This is a genomic window from Streptomyces sp. NPDC005483 (assembly GCF_040606035.1).
Lineage (GTDB): Bacteria > Actinomycetota > Actinomycetes > Streptomycetales > Streptomycetaceae > Streptomyces.
This window is the reverse complement of sequence record NZ_JBEXEA010000014.1, coordinates 250,479-266,653: the sequence shown is the minus strand read 5'-3', so window position 1 is coordinate 266,653 and position 16,175 is coordinate 250,479. Positions and strand designations below refer to the sequence as shown.

Genomic DNA, 16,175 nt, shown 5'->3' with positions numbered 1-16,175 from the left:
ATCCCTCTCCCCCCCGGGGGGGTCGGGGGGGGGCCTCCCCCCCCCCCCATCTCCCGGGGGGCTCCCTGCGGGGGGCCCCCCCCCCACACCCCCCCCCCCCCCCACTCCACTTTTATGGTCTCTGAGCGCCAGGTAAGGTTAGGTTAGCCTTATTGATCTCGGCGGGAGGTGATCCGTGTGTTCGTATGCAGCTGCTTCGGCGTGACCGAGGCACAGGTCCAGCAGCACGCGGACAACGGAGCCTGCACACCCCGCCAGATCGCCTCCGCCTGCAAGGCGGGCACCGACTGCGGCTCGTGTGTACGTCGTATCCAGGCGATCCTCGGCCGCGGTGCCTGCTCGCGCCGGGACCCGGCCGACCAGGACCGGTCGGTCCTCGCGGAGTTCCCCGGTGCCACGGAGCTCGAGGAAGCCGCCTAGCTCTCCGGCTGCTCGATCAGCTGCGCGATGTAGAGCGCCTCGCCGAGCCTCTCCAGAAGCTCCAGCTGGGTGTCGAGATAGTCGATGTGGTGCTCCTCGTCCGCGAGGATCGACTCGAAGATGTTCGCCGAGGTGATGTCGCCCTTGGCGCGCATGACTTCGATACCGCGCCTGAGGCGGTCGATGGCCTCGACCTCGACCTGCCGGTCCGCCTCGAACATCTCCTTGACGGTCTGGCCCACCCGCACGTGGAACAGCCGCTGGTAGTTCGGCAGCCCCTCCAGGAAGAGGATGCGGTCGGTGAGCACCTCGGCGTGCTTCATCTCGTCGAACGACTCGTGCCGCGTGTACTTCGCGAGCTTCGTCCAGCCGAAGTTCTCCTGCATCTTCGCGTGCAGGAAGTACTGGTTGATCGCGGTGAGCTCGCCGGTGAGCTGCTCGTTGAGGAATTCGATGACCTCGGGGTCGCCCTGCATCGCAGAGGCTCCTTCCAACCGTGGGGAACTGGCAGGCTGCGCCGCATCCTCGCACCGGCGAAGAAGATCGTCCAGTAAGTCTTCACTTAGTAAGTTAGGGCATGCTTAGTCCGTTTTGGGATGTGCGGGACGGGGGCTGGTCAGGTGCATCCCCTCGGGTCTGTCAGGATGGAAGGCATGGGTCAGCCGGTGGAGCGGGAGAGTGGAGAAGCGGCGCACTCCGAGCTTCCGCCGGGGCAGCGACTGCAGCGCGGCTGGCCCGTCACGCACTACGGCCCGGTGCCCAAGTTCCGGCCCGAGCGCTGGGAGTTCCGGGTCTTCGGTGCCACCGCGGACGACGAGAAGCACTGCTGGAACCACGAGGAGTTCACGGCTCTGCCGTACGCCACCGTCGTGGGCGACCTGCACTGTGTGACGAAGTTCAGCATGCTCGGCGCGGAGTGGGGCGGCATTCCCGCCCGCACCATCCTCGACATCGCCCCACCCGCGCCGGCGGTCACCCATGTGATGGTCTGGGCCGAGTACGGCTTCAGCTCCAACCTCCGGCTCGCGGACTTCGCGTCCGAACGCTCGATCTTCGCCACCCACAAGGACGGCGAGCTGCTGACCGCGGAGCACGGGTTTCCGCTCCGGCTGGTCGTACCCCATCTGTACGCCTGGAAGGGGCCCAAATGGGTCCGTGGCGTGGAGTACATGACCGCCGACCGGCGCGGGTTCTGGGAGGAGCGCGGGTACCACAACGTCGGCGATCCCTGGAAGGAGCAGCGGTACTCGTACCAGGAGGGGCCGGAGGACGGCCCCGAGCTGTGACGCTCAGTGGCCGTGGTGCTGGTGGACCACGGCGTGCCCCTTGCCGCGGCCGATCATCCACTTGTTGACCGGCACCGTGACGACGAACGCGATGGCCAGCGAGATCGCCAGCGACGCCCAGAACAGCAGATCGGCGAGTTTCGCGTCCATGGCGTCCGGCCACAGGACGATCACGCCGTTGTCGATCAGCTCCATCACGGCGATGGACAGGGTGTCGGCGGCCAGCGCCACCCGCAGCGCGGCCCGGAAGCCCATGCCGGCCTTCAGGACCCCGCGCAGGGTGAGGGAGTAGCCGAAGAAGAAGGCCAGGACGATCGCCAGCACGGTGGTCGGCAGATTGCCCCAGCCCAGCGCGGTACCGATGACCATGCCGAGCACCTCGCCGATGGCGCAGCCGGTGAGGCAGTGCAGGGTGGCCTGGGCGGCGACGGCCCAGGTGGCGGTGGCGGTGGCCGGTGCCTCGTGCTGATGCTCGTGCGTCCCGTGCTGGTGTGTGTGCGCCTCGTGTTCCATGAAAGCCCCCACGGTCGGATGACGGTTCCTGCGACTGACAGGAACCGTATACCCCCCAGGGGTATTCCTCAACGGGGTCTCATCAAAGGGCGCGGAGTTTCTTCAGCCGTTCCACGTCCGCCGCGTGGCCCTCCTTGCCGCCGGGAGTCTCGATGATCAGGGGGACGCCCGCCGTGGCCGGGTGGGTCATCAGCGCGCGGAACGGGTCCTCGCCGATATGGCCGGAGCCGATGTTCTCGTGGCGGTCCTTGTGGGCGCCGACGACATCCTTCGAGTCGTTGGCGTGGATTAGCTTCAGGCGGCCCTCGCCGACCGTGTCCACCAGCAGGTCCAGCGTCTGGTGCATGCGCTCGGGCCGGTCAGGTCGTGACCGGCCGCGAAGATGTGACAGGTGTCCAGGCAGACGCCCAGTTTCGGATGGGCGTCCAGGGCCTCGAAGTACGGGCCGAAGTCCCACGTGCGGGAGCAGAGCGAGTAGCCCTGCCCCGCCGTCGACTCCAGGAGCAGATACGGGTCGTCGTCGTGGGTGAGCTCGTCGAGCAGCGGCAGCAGGTGCTCGCGGACCTGCTTCAGGGCCACGGAACGGTCGCGGCCGCCGGTCGCGCTGCCGGTGTGCACGACCACGCCCAGCGCGCCGATCTCCCGCCCGCGCCGCAGGGAGTGCCGCAGCGAGTCGACCGACCTCTCCACGGTCGCCTCGGTGTGCGAGCCGAAGTTGATCAGGTAGGGGGCGTGGACGTACGCCGGGATCGCGTCCTCGGCGCAGGCCTCGCGGAACGCCTCGTCCTGCCGTGGGTTGCCGACGGGGGTGGCCCAGCCGCGTGGGTTGGCGACGAAGACCTGCACGGTCTCGGCGTTCAGTTCACGGGCGTAGGAGAGCCCCACGGAGTGGAGGCCGCCGGCGACGGGGACGTGGCCGCCGACGGGGTTGCGCTGAGTTGTCACCGGTCAAGGGTGCCATTGCCTGCGGCACTGGGGCGTCGCCGGGTGCGGGTAGGTGGGGGCGGGCGGTTGCGCTGTTCCCCGCGCCCCTGAATGCCTGCGGCGCAGCTGCGGCTCCGGTGGGGCCTGTGCAGCGCGTGCGGTGCGTTGTGGGGCCGGGGGCCGCAACTCCCCAGGGGCGCGGGGAACTGCGCGACCAGCCACAACGGACCCGCGGTCGCCTGACAACCTCACCCGCCGGCCCCGTCGCGCGTCTCTCAGCGGATCGTGATCGTGATCGTCGAACCCTTGGGAGCCGTGTCCCCGCCCTCCACCGACTGCTTCTTCACCGTGTCGCCGAACAGGCCGAGCAGACCCCGGTCCTCGTCGACCTGGAAGCCCGCGTCCTCCAGTTCGGACTTGGCGTCGTCCACGCTGTCGCCCGTGACGTCCGGGACCTCGATCATCTCGGGGCCCTTGGAGATCGTCAGCGTGACGGTGTCGCCCTCGGCCGCCTGGCTGTCGGCGGCCGGAGTCTGCTTGGCCACCTGGCCCGCGTCGTACTCGGAGTTGACCCGGGTGGTGGCGACCTCGACCTTCAGGCCGGCCTCCGCCAGATCGGCCTTGGCGTCGGCCAGGTCCTCGCCGGTGACGTCCGGGACGTCGACCGGGGCGCCCTTGCTGACGGTGAACGCGATCGCCGAGCCGGCGCGCAGGGTGGTGCCGCTCTCGGGGTCGGTGCCGATCACCATGCCCTTCGGGACGTCGTCGCTGAACTCCCGGGTGACCATGCCCGGCTCCAGTCCCTCCGTCTTCAGCCGGGCTCTCGCCTTGCTCAGCGCCCACCCGTCCAGGTCGGGCACCTTCACCGTCTGCGGGCCCCTGGAGACGGTGATCGACACGGAGTCGTGGCTGCGGATCCGGGCGCCCACTCCCGGGTCCGTGCTGATGACGGTGCCGCGCTTGACGGTGTCGCTGTAGGCGTAGGTGACCTTCCCGGTCTCCAGCCCGGCCCCGTCCAGCCGGTCCCGGGCCTGCGCCTCGGTCTTCGACAGCAGGGACGGGACTCGCGTGAACTGGCCGGAGTTGATGTACCAGACGCCCGCCCCGAGCCCGAGGGCCAGCAGGACCGCGGCGACGATCAGGAGCGGGCCGCGCCGGGTGCCGCCGGAGGAGCGGCCACGGCGGGACGGCGGGGGCGGGGGGCTCTCCAGGACGCTGGTGTGGTGGTACCCCGACTCGTCCTCGTTGACCGGCAGCAGACGGGGCACGGTCAGCGAGCGGGGGATCACGCTCGTACGGTTCTCCGCGCCCGCGTACTCCGTGGCGAGCGCCTGCGGCGGCACCGCGTCCAGTTGGTCGGCGCTCAGCCTGTCGCGGGCCTCGCGGGTCTGCGCGAGCAGTGCCACGGCGTCGTACGGGCGCAGGTCCGGGGTGCGGGCGGTGGCCGAGGCGACCAGTTCGTCCAGTTCGTACGGCAGCCCCGGGACCACCGCCGAGGGGGGCGGGACGTCCTCGTGGAGGTGCTTGTAGAGGACTATGGCGGGGGAGTCGCCCTCGTGCGGCTGGCTGCCGGTCAGCATCTCGTACAGCACGACGCCACACGCGTACACGTCGACGCGGGCGTCGGCGGCGCCCGGCTGCTCGATCTGCTCGGGCGAGAGATAGGACACGGTGCCGAGGACGGCTCCGGTGGTGCTGGTCACGTTGTTCACGGACCGCACGAGACCGAAGTCGGCGACCTTGACCCGGCCGTCGTCCCCTATCAGGACGTTCTCCGGCTTCATGTCCCGGTGCACGAAACCGGCGCGGTGCGCGGCGCCGAGCGCGGCCAGCACGGGCTCCAGGATGTCCAGGGCGGCGCGCGGCTGCAGGGCCCCGCGCTCGCGCAGCACGTCACGCAGGGTGCAGCCGGCGACGTACTCCATGGCGAGATAGACGTACGACCCGTCGGTGCCCTGGTCGAAGACCTGCACGACATTGGGGTGGGCGAGCCGGGCGACGGACTTGGCCTCCCGGATGAACCGCTCGACGAAGGTCCCGTCCGCCGCGAGCGCGGGGTGCATCACCTTGAGCGCGAGCACGCGGTCCAGACGGGTGTCCAGGGCCCGGTAGACCGTGGCCATCCCGCCGACCGCGATCCGCGCGTCCACGCGATAGCGGCCGTCGAGCACCTGCCCGACCAGCGGGTCCTGAAGCGTCGTATCCACGCAGGCGAGTCTACGAGCCGCCGCTGACAGTCCATCCGGTTCGGCCGGTATCGGGGCGTGACTGCAGCCGAGCTGTGACGAGGATCGCACGTGGGGCCCTGTGAGGCGGGTGCACCGGATGCGTCCTACGGGGCGGACAACTGCGCGACCGGCCGCCACATCGCCGCACGGACGCCCCGGCGAGGCACCTTTCCGGGCGCGGCTCACCGAAAGGCCGGCCGCTCCGGATCCAACGCCGCCAAGCCCTCCGCAGGAGACGACGCCTCGGCGAAATGCCGCCGGGGGATGCGCCCCGCCCGGTGGGCCAGCCGCCCCGCCTCCACCGCGTGCCGCATCGCGTGCGCCATCAGCTCCGGCTCCTGCGCCCGCGTCACCGCCGAGGCGAGCATCACACCCGCGCAGCCCAGCTCCATCGCAAGGGCCGCGTCCGACGCCGTGCCCGCCCCCGCATCCAGGATCACCGGTACGCGCGCGTGCTCGACGATCAGCTGGAAGTTGTGCGGGTTGCGGATGCCGAGGCCCGAGCCGATCGGCGAGCCGAGCGGCATGATCGCCGCGCAGCCGACGTCCTCCAGCTTGCGGGCCAGCACGGGGTCGTCGTTGGTGTACGGCAGCACCGTGAAGCCATCGTCCACCAGGGTCTCGGCCGCGTCCAGCAGCTCTATGGGGTCCGGCAGCAGGGTGCGCTCGTCGGCGATGACCTCCAGCTTGACCAGGTCGGTGCCGAGCGCCTCGCGCGCGAGGCGGGCCGTCAGGACGGCCTCCCCGGCGGTGAAACAGCCTGCCGTGTTCGGAAGGACCAGGATGCCGAGCTTCTCCAGCACGGACAGCACCGAGCCGTGCACCGAGGGGTTCACGCGGCGCATGGCGACCGTCGTCAGCTCCGTGCCGGAGGCGACCAGCGCCCGCTCCAGCACCTCCAGGCTGGGCGCCCCGCCCGTGCCCATGATCAGCCGGGACGAGAAGGACGTACCGCCGATGACAAAGGGATCGTCGGCCATGGGTCAGCCTCCTTGGACGGCGGTGAGGACTTCCACGCGGTCGCCCTCGGAGAGGGACGTCGAGGGCCACTGCGCGCGCGGGACGACGGTCTCGTTGAGCGCGGCGGCCACCCCGGAGGGTGCCGGCGTCAGCGCCCGTACGACGGTGTCGAGAGCCGTGCCGGGAGCGAACCGGCGCGGCTCCCCGTTGACGGAGATGTTCATGCCGGCTGCTCCACGGACTCCAGAAACCGACCGGGGGTGAACGGACGGGCCACGTCCGGCAGTTCACCGGTCGTCAGCGCGTGCGCCAGCGCGTCCCCGGTGACCGGGGTCAGCAGCACGCCGTTGCGGTAGTGCCCGGTGGCCAGCAGGAGGCCGGGCAGGTCCGTCGGGCCGAGCAGCGGGGCGTTGTCCGGGGAGCCCGGGCGCAGCCCCGCGCGGGTCTCCGTCAGCGGCAGCTCGGTGATGCCGGGGACCAGTTCGTGCGCGTCCCGCAGCAGCTCGTACACCCCGCCCGCGGTCACTGTCGTGTCCCAGCCCAGCTCCTCGCTGGTCGCGCCGATCACCAGCTCGCCGCTCTCGCGCGGCACCAGGTAGACCTGGCTGCCGCGCACGACGGCGCGCACGGTACGGCTCAGGAAGGGCGCGAGGCGCGGCGGCACGGTCAGGCGCAGTACCTGCCCCTTCACGGGCCGTACGGGAGGCAGGAGGGCCCGCGGGACGCCTTCCAGGCGCCCGCTGAGGCTTCCGGCGGCGAGTACCACCTGGGCCGCCCCCAGTTCCTCGCCGTCCGTGGTGGCGATCCCGGCGGCCCGGTCCCGTACGACACGAAGGCCTTGGGCCCACGCGCGGTGGAACACCACGCCGGCCCGCTCGCACGCGGCCAGCAACGCGCGCGTGAGCCGGCGCGGATCGATCTGGTGGTCGCCGTCCACCCGCAGCCCGCCCCGCACCCCCGGCGCGAGCATCGGCTCCAGCCGCCGGCACTCCCGGCCGGACAGCCACTCCGACTCCAGCCCCGACTGCCGTTGCAGCGCGTGCAGTTCGCGGAGATGAGCGCGGTCGTCGGCGTCCAGCGCCACGGCGAGCGTGCCGCACCGGCGGTAGCCCAGGTCGAGACCGGTGAGGTCGGTGAGCTCGGCCGCGAAGTCGGGATAGCGCTGGGCGGAGGCGAGGTTCAGGCTCAGCAGGGTCTGCTCGCCGTAGTGCAGTTCGGTGACCGCGGCCAGCATCCCGGCGGCCACCTGGGCGGCCCCGCCGCCCGGTTCCGGATCCACCACGGCGGTGGTGAGACCGCGTTGTGCGGCCCGCCAGGCCGTGACCAGGCCGATGATGCCGCCCCCGACGACGAGGACGTCTGACGTACGTGAGGACATGGGCGTCCAGCCCCTCCCTTCGCCGGCATGACCCGGATCAGGTTCGTACGGTCGGAGGCCGCCAGCCTCCCTCTCAGCCCGGTGCGTCCGGGCTCCCGCGAGTGCTCTACGTTGGCCACCCTAGCCCGTGCCCGCGCGCCTCTGTAAGGGAGCCTTCCACCATGCCCCGCTCGCTCGACGGCCTCGTCCTCGCCCCGGTGGCCGATCAGGCCCCAGGTCAGGTGGGTACGCGGACCCGGTTCACCTACCACGAGAAGGACGGGGAGATCTGGGCCGAGTACGCGGGCGGTGACGTCGTACGCGGACATCTGGTCGGCACGCGCGCGGGGGACCGTCTCGACTTCCGCTACGTCCAGCTCAAGCATGACGGAACGACATCCTCCGGGCACTGCGTCTCGACCGTGGCCGAGCTTGCCGACGGCCGGGTGCGGCTGGAGGAGACGTGGGAGTGGGAGTCGCAGGCGGGCAGCGGGACGAGTGTCGTGGAACAGGTCGACGAGGTTGTGCAGCAGGTCACGGCGCACGACTCCTGACTGACTGATTGTCAGTTGACTATGGTGATCAAATGAGCGAGCAGACGCAGGCGCGGGCGCAGCGGCGGGTGGTCGTGGTCGGCGCGGGCATGGCCGGGGTACAGACGGCGGTCGCCCTGCGCGAACAGGGCTTCGCCGGGACCGTCACGATCATCGGCGCGGAACCCCATCAGCCGTACGACCGTCCGCCGCTCTCCAAAGCCGTACTGCTGGGCAAGGCCGAGGGCTCCGCGTTCGACGTGGACTTCGAGGCCCTCGGCATCGAACTGCTGCTGGGCCGCGAGGTGTCGGGGGTGCGCCCCGAAGCGCACGAACTGGACACCGAGGCAGGGCCCGTCCCGTACGACGTCCTCGTCCTCGCCACCGGCGCGGAACCGATCCGGCTGCCCGGCACGGAGGGCGTGCCCGGGGTGCATCTGCTGCGCACCCTGGACGACGCCGAGCGGCTGCGCCCGGTGCTCGCCCGGCAGCACGACATCGTGGTCGTCGGCGCGGGCTGGATCGGCGCCGAGTTCGCCACCGCCGCGCGCGAGGCGGGCTGCGCGGTGACGGTCGTGGAAGCCGCCGACCGGCCGCTCGCGGGCGCGCTGCCCGCCGAGGTGGCCGCGCCGATGTCCTCCTGGTACGCCGACGCGGGTGCCGTGCTGCGCACACACGCGCGCGTGGAGCGCGTCGAGCCCGGCGCGGTCGTCCTGGACGACGGCTCCCGGGTGCCCGCGGGCGCCGTCGTGGTCGGTATCGGGGCCCGGCCCGCCACGGCCTGGCTCGCCGGTTCCGGCATCGAGCTCGGCGCCCACCGCGAGGTCGTCGCCGACGAGCGCCTGCGCACCTCCGTGCCGGACGTCTACGCGGTCGGCGACTGCGCCTCCTTCCCCTCGGGGAGGTATGGCGAGCGCCTGCTGGTCCACCACTGGGACAACGCCCTCCAGGGCCCCCGCACGGTGGCCGCCGACATCCTGGGTGAGACCCCGACGGTCTACGACCCGGTCCCGTACTTCTGGTCCGAGCAGTTCGGCCGCTTCGTCCAGTACGCCGGGCACCACGCGTCCGCCGACACGACCCTGTGGCGCGGCGAGCCGTCCGGTCCCGCCTGGACGGTGTGCTGGCTGCGCGAGAACCGCCTGGTGGCCCTCCTGGCGGTGGGCCGCCCCCGGGACCTGGCCCAGGGCCGCCGGCTCATCGACGCGGGCACGGTGCTGGATCCGGAGCTGCTGGTGGACCCGGCGAGACCGCTGAAGGCGGCGACGGCGTAAACGCCCCGGGCTGATCCCGGGCGACGGCCAGGACGCGGGTGGGCTTCCACGACCCGCCCGACGGCCCGTTTCCGCCACGACGCCGATCCGCCCGGCGGTGGTGCCCGGTGGAACCCGACGACCATGGGCCGGCGCCGACCAGAGCGGAGACCTTTGCGGGAGGCCGACGGCCGGTCCTGCGCTGTCTCCCGCTGCGGCGGGAGGGCGCGCGCAGGTGTGTCGGCGTCCGGTGGCACATCGCGCTGTCGCTGGTCAGGGGTGGTTCGGCGGGGTGCGGGCGGCCGGTAGCGCCGTTTCTTCCCGTCGCGAGGGGAGAGGGCGTGGGTGCGGGCCGTCGGCACTCGTCGCCATGCCCCCTGTCGCCTGCGGGAGGCGGCTCGGCAGGCTTCGGGCGGCCGGTTCCGCCGCCTGTTCTCGTCGCGAGGGGAGGGCGTCGGCGCCCGTCCGCCCACCCCTTCGCCACCCGTCGGAGGCGCCCCGGCTTCCGACTGTCAGTGCGGGATGGCACGCTTAATCCCGTGACCGAGATTGACGCAAAGATCGATGCTCTCGTCCCCGCCTGGCTCACCCTCCCCGACATCGCCGAGATGCTCGATGTCGAGGTGACGCGTGTGCGGCAGCTGGTCAAGGACGGCCAGCTCATCGCCGTACGCCGTGGTGAGAACCGCGCGCTGCACGTCCCCGCCGCCTTCATCGACGGGGCCGAGCAGAAGGTCGTCAAGGGCCTGGCCGGGACCTTGACGCTCCTGAGGGACGACGGCTTCTCCGACGAAGAGATGCTGGAGTGGCTCTTCACCCCCGACGAGAGCCTGCCCGGCACCCCCGCTCAGGCCCTGAGCGAGAATCGCGGCACGGAGGTGAAGCGCCGGGCCCAGGCGCTTGCCGTCTGAACCGAACAGCACCGGCGTACGGGCCGTGACCGCCGAGGCCACGGCCCCGGTCCAGCGCGGCCCGTACGCCACCGAACCCGGGGGAGACACACGCATGCCCGACACCGCCCGCACCCAGTTGGCCGACGCCCGCCTCTACCTGTGCACGGACGCCCGCAGGCGCCAGGGCGACCTCGCCGCGTTCCTGGACGCGGTCCTGGCCGGCGGCGTCGACATCGTGCAGCTGCGGGACAAGGGCATGGAGGCGGCCGAGGAACTGGAGCACCTCCAGGTCCTCGCCGACGCCTGCGCGCGGCACGGCAGGTTGCTCGCGGTCAACGACCGGGCCGATGTCGCCCACGCGGCCGGTGCCGACGTACTGCACCTGGGCCAGGGTGACCTGCCCGTCCCCGCCGCCCGCGCGATCCTCGGCGACAACATCCTCATAGGCCGCTCCACCCACGCCGAGGCGGAGGCCGCCGCGGCCGCCGCGCAGGACGGCGTGGACTACTTCTGCACCGGCCCCTGCTGGCCGACCCCCACCAAGCCCGGCCGCCACGCCCCCGGCCTCGACCTGGTCCGGTACACCGCCGCCCTCGGCACCGAGCGCCCCTGGTTCGCCATCGGCGGCATCGACCTCGGCAACCTCGACGAGGTCCTGGAAGCGGGCGCCCGCCGGGTCGTGGTCGTCCGGGCGATCACCGAGGCGGACGATCCGGGCGCGGCCGCCGCGGAGTTCGCGAAGCGGTTGCGTGACAGGCCGTGACAGGCCGTGACGGACCGTGCTGGCCGGTCGCATGATCGGCCCGGTGTCCGAGGGGTGGACAACAAGTCGACAAACCGGGCAAATTTCCCTGATCTGGTTGGGTGGCCGCCGCCCCCTGGCTAACCTGCCGGTATGGCCCTAGGAACCGCATCCACCAGGACTGACCGCGCGCGCACCGTGCGTGACATGCTCGCCGCGGGCAAGACGACGTACTCCTTCGAGTTCTCGGCGCCGAAGACCCCCAAGGGTGAGCGGAACCTGTGGAGCGCGCTCAGGAGGGTCGAGGCGGTCGCCCCGGACTTCGTGTCCGTCACCTACGGCGCCGGCGGCTCCACCCGCGCGGGCACCGTCAAGGAGACCCAGCAGATCGTCGCGGACACCACCCTGACCCCGGTCGCCCACCTCACCGCGGTCAACCACTCCATCGCGGAACTGCGCAACATCATCGGTCAGTACGCCGACGCCGGGATCCGCAACATCCTGGCCGTGCGCGGCGACCCGCCCGGCGACCCCATGGCCGACTGGCAGGCCCACCCGCAGGGCCTGACCTACGCCGCCGAACTCGTCCGGCTCATCAAGGAGTCGGGCGACTTCTGCGTCGGCGTCGCCGCCTTCCCGGAGATGCACCCGCGCTCCGCCGACTGGGACGCCGACGTCACGCACTTCGTCGACAAGTGCCGCGCCGGCGCCGACTACGCCATCACCCAGATGTTCTTCCAGCCGGAGTCCTATCTGCGCCTGCGTGACCGAGTCGACGCCGCGAGCTGCGCGACCCCCGTCATCCCGGAGATCATGCCCGTGACCAGCGTGCGGATGCTGGAGCGGCTCCCGCAGCTCAGCAACGCGAGCATCCCCTCCGTCCTGAAAGAGCGGATCCTCACAGCAAAGGACGATCCGGCCGCTGTACGCTCAATCGGAATCGAGTTCGCCACGGAGTTCTGCGCACGGCTGCTGTCCGAGGGAGTGCCAGGGCTGCACTTCATCACGCTCAACAACTCCACGGCGACGCTGGAAATCTACGAAAACCTGGGCCTGCACCATCCACCGCAGGCCTAGACCGGCCGCACGGATATACGACACACTGCGTAGCGGTCACTGGGAGAGGGGCGTACATGGGCTGGACGGTCCTCTACATCGCGTTCGGATTCGTCGCGCTGTGGCTGCTCGGCGAGGTACTGCTGCAGTACAAGGCGCGACTGCGCTGGCGGCTGCTCGCCTTCGCCGGCTTCCTGGCCGTGGTCCTCGGCGTGCTGATCCCGTCGGTGATCGTCATCGGCCTGGGCGCCATCGCCTTCGCGGTCGGCCAGACCTACGTCACCCTGTCGTTCCGTCGCGGCTTCGAGCAGGGCTGGGCGGTCAACCCGCCGGCCGCGCTGGGCGGTCTGACCGGCGGCAAGAAGAGCCGCCGCGAGCGCGGTCGCGAAGAAGAGCCCGCCCTGGAGGTCTCCGACCGGGAGACGGGTGACGCGGCCTACGGCGACGAGGCCGGGTACGACCGGGCCCGGACGGACACCGCCGGATACGGCGACGACTACGACCGTGACGACGTCTTCACGCCCGCGCGTGCCGCCGCCCCCGCGGCCGCCGATACGACCGCGGTCTACGAGCCCCTGCCGCTGCCCGACGACACCGGCTCCTACGGCGTGTACAACGACTCCTCCTACGCCGGTGACCAGTCCTACGCGTCCGCGGGCCAGACCCAGGACCAGTACGCGACGGCCGCCGCCGACCAGACCTACGGCTACGACGGCTACACCGGGTACGACCAGCAGCAGTACGGCTACGACCCGGCCGGACAGCAGCAGTATGCCGCCTACTCCGACCCGTACATCGGCACCCAGACCTACGGGGCGGGGTCGTACGACACCTCCTACGGCGGTCAGCAGCAGTTCGTCCAGCAGGGCTACGACCAGTACGGCGGGACGTACGGCGGCGAGACACCGGCCGGCGGAGTGTGGGTGCCGCAGCAGCGCACCGACGAGTACTACGGCGGCGAACTCCCGCAGGAGCAGCAGTACTACCAGGACAACGGCGGCCAGGGGCAGCAGAACCAGGGCCAGGGGTACGACGAGCAGCACCGCTTCTGACGCCGGGCGGCTCCGTCACTGAGAGCCGCGGAACTCCGGTCCCTCCACGACCAGTCCGGCCACCAGAGCACCGGACATTCCGGCGTGGGCGAGGCCGCCGCCGGGGTGCGACCAGCCGCCGGCCGTGAACAGGCCAGGTATCGCCGTGCTGTTGGACGGGTGCAGGGTGCCTTCGCCGCCCGCCAGCGACGGCGGGGGAACGGCACCGCCCTCGGCCCCTGTCTCCCGCTCGGTGTGCACGGGCGTCCGCACCTCGCGCCACAGCACCCGCTCACGCAGTCCCGGCAGTGCGCGCTCGGCGGCGGCGACCATCTTGTCCGCGAAGGCGTCGGCGGCCCCCGATGCGGTCCAGTCGTACCCAAGTCCGCAGGACACGGTCGCCGTCAGCACCACGGACTCGTGGTCCGCGTCGGGGCGCAGGGCGGGGTCGTCCGGCCGGTCGATGCGCACCGTGGGCCGCTCGGGCATCTCCCCGTGCCGGAACAGGTCCAGCTCGCCCTCTGGATCGTCGCCGTGCACCACCGTGCGGTGCACGGTGTCCGGCTCCCGCGCGCCGCGCAGGGCGAGGCACACCACGACCCGGCCCGGATGCAGGTCCTCGGCGTCGGGAGAAACGTCCTTCGCGCCGAACAGCTCACGACCCGGTACGAGCCCGCGCAGCCGCCAGGGTCCGGTGCCGACGACGGTGTCCGCCTCCGCGACCGTCCCGTCGGCGAATTCCACCCCCGCCGCGCGCCCGTCCTTCTCCAGGACGCCCGTCACCTCGGCGCCGAAGTGGAACTCGACCTTGCGCTGGACGCACCGCTCGTACACCGCCCGCGCCAACTCCCTTACGCCGCCCCGGACATACCAGGTCCCGAAGGCGTGTTCCATGTACGGCAGGACGGCCGCGCTCGCCGGAGCGCTGCCGGGGTCGACGCCGTACGCGAGCGCGTAACCCTCCAACAGGGCGCTGAGACGAGGGTCCCGCAGCTCCCAGGCGCCGATCTCGTACAGGGTGGAAGCGCGCCGGGTGCGCAACAGCCGCTTGTGCGGCACCGCGGGATAGGGCTCGCGTGCCAGCACCTGCCAGTTGGGCCACAGGGGCTCCTCCAGGAGCGGCCTGCGGGTGCGGTCCCAGGCCTCGCGGGCCCTGATCAGGAAGTCGCCCCAGCGGGCGCCCGCGCCCTCTCCGAGCGCCTCGTCCAGTGCGGCGACCACTCCCGCGCGCGAGGCGTTCGGCAGGGACACCTCGGTGCCGTCCGTGAAGACGTGCCGTGACGACGGGTCGACCTGGACCAGCTCGACGACCGACTCCAGTGGCTCCTTGCCGGTCTTGATGAACAGATCGCGGTAGACCGCGGGAAGGGTGAGCAGCCCCGGCCCGGTGTCGAAACCGAACCCGTCCCGCTCGAACCGGCGCACCGCTCCGCCGTACGTCTCCGTACGCTCGTACACCGCCACCCGGTGGCCCGCGACGGCCAGCCGGGCAGCGGCCGCCATCGCGCCCATCCCGGCGCCGATCACCGCAATCCGTGCCATGCCTGCGACTTTATCGGCCGCCACTGACACTCCGGCCGGGGGCCGCCGTCAGGGAGCCCGGCCAGGCGGTGGCGCTGCGGTTCCGCGGTCGGAGCGTGGGCTGCCCTGCCCTGTCGGTGGGGTGAGCCGTCGTGCGCGACTGGTCCGGCGGTCACTTCGTGCAGCCACGCGGAGTGGGTGGGACGCCTCCTGCGCATGCTGAAGGCGCCGGGCCGGACCGGGGGATTCCTGGGCGTGGTCCGCGCCGGACCGTTCTTCGCGTGGTGCACCCGGCCGGCGGTGCCGCTCCCGCGCGTGCGGGTGGGCGGCCCGCTCGCCATGGGGTGTGCGTCGGCGGTGCGCGCAGGCGGCCTGCGGGGCGGCGGGCGCCGGCGTCGCTCCGGCCGGATCCGTGTGCCGCGCAGATGGCCGGTCCTTCGGCGGCCGGGGCCGCCCCGTCCGCCGCGGGCGTCAGCCCGGTGGTCGTCCCATCCGTGCCGCGAGGCGTTTCTCCTCCCGGCGTTGGGCCCTGCGGCGCCGGAATCTTCGGATGCGGGAGATCAGGAAGAAGAGCATCAGCAGACCGGCGAGCAGCAGGACGCCCGCGATGATCGCCGCCGCCTCCGGGTGGAACATCGCGAAGGTGACGACGGCGCCGACCCCGAGATCCTCCGCCAGGCTCAGAACGATGTTGCTGAAGGGCTCGGGGGAGGCGTTCACCGCCATACGCGTGCCCGCCTTGACCGTGTGGCTCGCCAGCGCCGTCGAACCGCCCACCAGGCCCGCGACCACGTCGTTGAGCGAACCGCTCTGCCCCGCGAGCAACGCCCCGACCCAGGCGCCGGCGACCGGCCGGACCACGGTGTGCACGGAGTCCCACGCCGAGTCGACGTACGGGATCTTGTCGGCCACCGCCTCGCACAGGAACAGCACGCCCGCCACGACGAGGACTTCGGGACGCTGCAGGGTCTCGGGGACGTCGTCGCTCAGCCCCGTCGCGCCGAAGACGCCGAGCAGCAGCACCACCGCGTACGCGTTGACGCCGCTGGCCCAGCCGCTGGTGAACACCAAGGGGAGTACGGACACGGACGCGATCGTAACCAGTCGGCCACAGGCCGTCCTGGGGGTGAGTGCGCAGGACTGAGTATCCGTACCTAGGGGCTGAGATGAGTACGCGCGCGGATGGGTTCCGACCTGCTCGGACGAGAGAGTGGAGCCACGGCGAAGGGGAACGGCTCCGGCACCGGCGACACGGGGCGCCGGAACGGAGCCGCCCCGGACCCGCTCCTTCCGCCGGCCGAGGTCGGCGGGAGCGAGGCACGGGGGAACCCGGAAAGCGGGGGAACGACCGAACGGGGGCCCAACGGGGGGCCGGGGGAACGGGGGAGACCGGGGGAGCAGGGGAAGGCGCCGGTTCGAGGTGGCCCGCGGGGGACGCGGCCACACCGGACCGGCGCT

The 16,175-nt window shown here is 71.9% G+C and carries 16 protein-coding genes, 1 pseudogene and 1 riboswitch; of the genes and pseudogenes, 8 read left to right on the top strand and 9 right to left on the bottom strand.

Annotated elements, in window-relative coordinates:
- Positions 1–168 precede the first annotated feature (168 nt).
- Positions 169–420 (top strand): (2Fe-2S)-binding protein, encoded by a 252-nt coding sequence (locus ABZT06_RS27095; protein WP_355746029.1) that lies wholly within the window; start codon positions 169–171, stop codon positions 418–420.
- On the opposite strand, the gene bfr is transcribed toward ABZT06_RS27095, so the two are convergent.
- Entirely contained in the window at positions 417–896 is a 480-nt protein-coding gene (bfr, locus tag ABZT06_RS27090) for a bacterioferritin (RefSeq protein ID WP_355746026.1), read from the bottom strand. The two genes, ABZT06_RS27095 and bfr, sit on opposite strands and share 4 nt — an antisense overlap.
- 177 nt (positions 897–1,073) lie before the next feature.
- On the opposite strand from bfr, the gene ABZT06_RS27085 reads away from it, so the two are divergent.
- Positions 1,074–1,706, top strand: coding sequence for a sulfite oxidase-like oxidoreductase (locus ABZT06_RS27085; RefSeq protein ID WP_355746023.1), 633 nt, complete (start codon positions 1,074–1,076; stop codon positions 1,704–1,706).
- Positions 1,707–1,709: 3 nt separating this feature from the next.
- Here the strand turns inward: ABZT06_RS27085 and ABZT06_RS27080 are convergent, their stop codons facing one another.
- The 6 genes and pseudogenes from ABZT06_RS27080 to thiO form a co-directional block, all read right to left on the bottom strand.
- Positions 1,710–2,219: a DUF4396 domain-containing protein gene (locus ABZT06_RS27080; protein ID WP_355746020.1), complete on the bottom strand. Its 510-nt coding sequence runs from the start codon at positions 2,217–2,219 to the stop codon at positions 1,710–1,712.
- 82 nt (positions 2,220–2,301) lie between these two features.
- Positions 2,302–3,164: pseudogene (locus ABZT06_RS27075) on the bottom strand (deoxyribonuclease IV).
- Between the two features lie 254 nt (positions 3,165–3,418).
- Positions 3,419–5,350: a Stk1 family PASTA domain-containing Ser/Thr kinase gene (pknB, locus tag ABZT06_RS27070; RefSeq protein ID WP_355746017.1), complete on the bottom strand. Its 1,932-nt coding sequence runs from the start codon at positions 5,348–5,350 to the stop codon at positions 3,419–3,421.
- Between the two features lie 203 nt (positions 5,351–5,553).
- Positions 5,554–6,351 carry a thiazole synthase gene (locus tag ABZT06_RS27065; RefSeq protein WP_355746014.1) on the bottom strand — a complete coding sequence of 266 codons (798 nt, stop codon included), beginning with the start codon at positions 6,349–6,351 and terminating at the stop codon, positions 5,554–5,556.
- A gap of 3 nt (positions 6,352–6,354) precedes the next feature.
- Positions 6,355–6,555, bottom strand: a complete 201-nt coding sequence (gene thiS, locus ABZT06_RS27060) for a sulfur carrier protein ThiS (protein ID WP_123988618.1) — start codon at positions 6,553–6,555, stop codon at positions 6,355–6,357.
- A complete protein-coding gene (gene thiO / locus ABZT06_RS27055) occupies positions 6,552–7,709 on the bottom strand; it encodes a glycine oxidase ThiO (protein WP_355746009.1) in 1,158 nt (385 codons plus the stop codon). The genes thiS and thiO overlap by 4 nt, the downstream gene beginning before the upstream one ends.
- Positions 7,707–7,818, bottom strand: a riboswitch (TPP riboswitch). It overlaps the preceding gene by 3 nt.
- Positions 7,819–7,870: 52 nt before the next feature.
- Between thiO and ABZT06_RS27050 the strand changes: the two genes are divergently transcribed.
- From ABZT06_RS27050 to ABZT06_RS27025, 6 genes are all read left to right on the top strand, one after another.
- On the top strand, positions 7,871–8,242 hold the full coding sequence (locus ABZT06_RS27050) for a hypothetical protein (RefSeq protein ID WP_355746006.1): 372 nt from the start codon (positions 7,871–7,873) through the stop codon (positions 8,240–8,242).
- Between the two features lie 32 nt (positions 8,243–8,274).
- The gene (locus tag ABZT06_RS27045; RefSeq protein ID WP_355746003.1) at positions 8,275–9,495 is read left to right on the top strand and encodes an FAD-dependent oxidoreductase; all 1,221 of its coding nucleotides are present in this window, start codon (positions 8,275–8,277) and stop codon (positions 9,493–9,495) included.
- Positions 9,496–10,013: 518 nt separating this feature from the next.
- Complete coding sequence (locus ABZT06_RS27040; RefSeq protein WP_007381439.1) at positions 10,014–10,385, top strand: Rv2175c family DNA-binding protein; 372 nt, start codon at positions 10,014–10,016, stop codon at positions 10,383–10,385.
- Positions 10,386–10,479: 94 nt separating this feature from the next.
- Positions 10,480–11,130, top strand: coding sequence for a thiamine phosphate synthase (thiE, locus tag ABZT06_RS27035; protein WP_355745998.1), 651 nt, complete (start codon positions 10,480–10,482; stop codon positions 11,128–11,130).
- 132 nt (positions 11,131–11,262) lie between these two features.
- Positions 11,263–12,186, top strand: a complete 924-nt coding sequence (gene metF / locus ABZT06_RS27030) for a methylenetetrahydrofolate reductase [NAD(P)H] (RefSeq protein WP_355745995.1) — start codon at positions 11,263–11,265, stop codon at positions 12,184–12,186.
- 56 nt (positions 12,187–12,242) lie between these two features.
- On the top strand, positions 12,243–13,217 hold the full coding sequence (locus ABZT06_RS27025) for a hypothetical protein (RefSeq protein WP_355745992.1): 975 nt from the start codon (positions 12,243–12,245) through the stop codon (positions 13,215–13,217).
- Positions 13,218–13,232: 15 nt separating this feature from the next.
- Here the strand turns inward: ABZT06_RS27025 and ABZT06_RS27020 are convergent, their stop codons facing one another.
- Positions 13,233–14,738: an NAD(P)/FAD-dependent oxidoreductase gene (locus tag ABZT06_RS27020; RefSeq protein WP_355745989.1), complete on the bottom strand. Its 1,506-nt coding sequence runs from the start codon at positions 14,736–14,738 to the stop codon at positions 13,233–13,235.
- Positions 14,739–15,188: 450 nt separating this feature from the next.
- Positions 15,189–15,803 (bottom strand): DUF4126 domain-containing protein, encoded by a 615-nt coding sequence (locus ABZT06_RS27015; RefSeq protein ID WP_355745986.1) that lies wholly within the window; start codon positions 15,801–15,803, stop codon positions 15,189–15,191.
- Positions 15,804–16,175 lie beyond the last annotated feature (372 nt).

Coding starts and splice junctions, on each gene's coding strand:
- ABZT06_RS27025 (WP_355745992.1), top strand. CDS start 12,243: ATGGGCTGGACGGTCCTCTACATCGCGTTCGGATTCGTCGCGCTGTGG.
- ABZT06_RS27080 (WP_355746020.1), bottom strand. CDS start 2,219: ATGGAACACGAGGCGCACACACACCAGCACGGGACGCACGAGCATCAG.
- ABZT06_RS27020 (WP_355745989.1), bottom strand. CDS start 14,738: ATGGCACGGATTGCGGTGATCGGCGCCGGGATGGGCGCGATGGCGGCC.
- metF (WP_355745995.1), top strand. CDS start 11,263: ATGGCCCTAGGAACCGCATCCACCAGGACTGACCGCGCGCGCACCGTG.
- ABZT06_RS27050 (WP_355746006.1), top strand. CDS start 7,871: ATGCCCCGCTCGCTCGACGGCCTCGTCCTCGCCCCGGTGGCCGATCAG.
- thiS (WP_123988618.1), bottom strand. CDS start 6,555: ATGAACATCTCCGTCAACGGGGAGCCGCGCCGGTTCGCTCCCGGCACG.
- ABZT06_RS27065 (WP_355746014.1), bottom strand. CDS start 6,351: ATGGCCGACGATCCCTTTGTCATCGGCGGTACGTCCTTCTCGTCCCGG.
- thiE (WP_355745998.1), top strand. CDS start 10,480: ATGCCCGACACCGCCCGCACCCAGTTGGCCGACGCCCGCCTCTACCTG.
- thiO (WP_355746009.1), bottom strand. CDS start 7,709: ATGTCCTCACGTACGTCAGACGTCCTCGTCGTCGGGGGCGGCATCATC.
- bfr (WP_355746026.1), bottom strand. CDS start 896: ATGCAGGGCGACCCCGAGGTCATCGAATTCCTCAACGAGCAGCTCACC.
- ABZT06_RS27085 (WP_355746023.1), top strand. CDS start 1,074: ATGGGTCAGCCGGTGGAGCGGGAGAGTGGAGAAGCGGCGCACTCCGAG.
- ABZT06_RS27045 (WP_355746003.1), top strand. CDS start 8,275: ATGAGCGAGCAGACGCAGGCGCGGGCGCAGCGGCGGGTGGTCGTGGTC.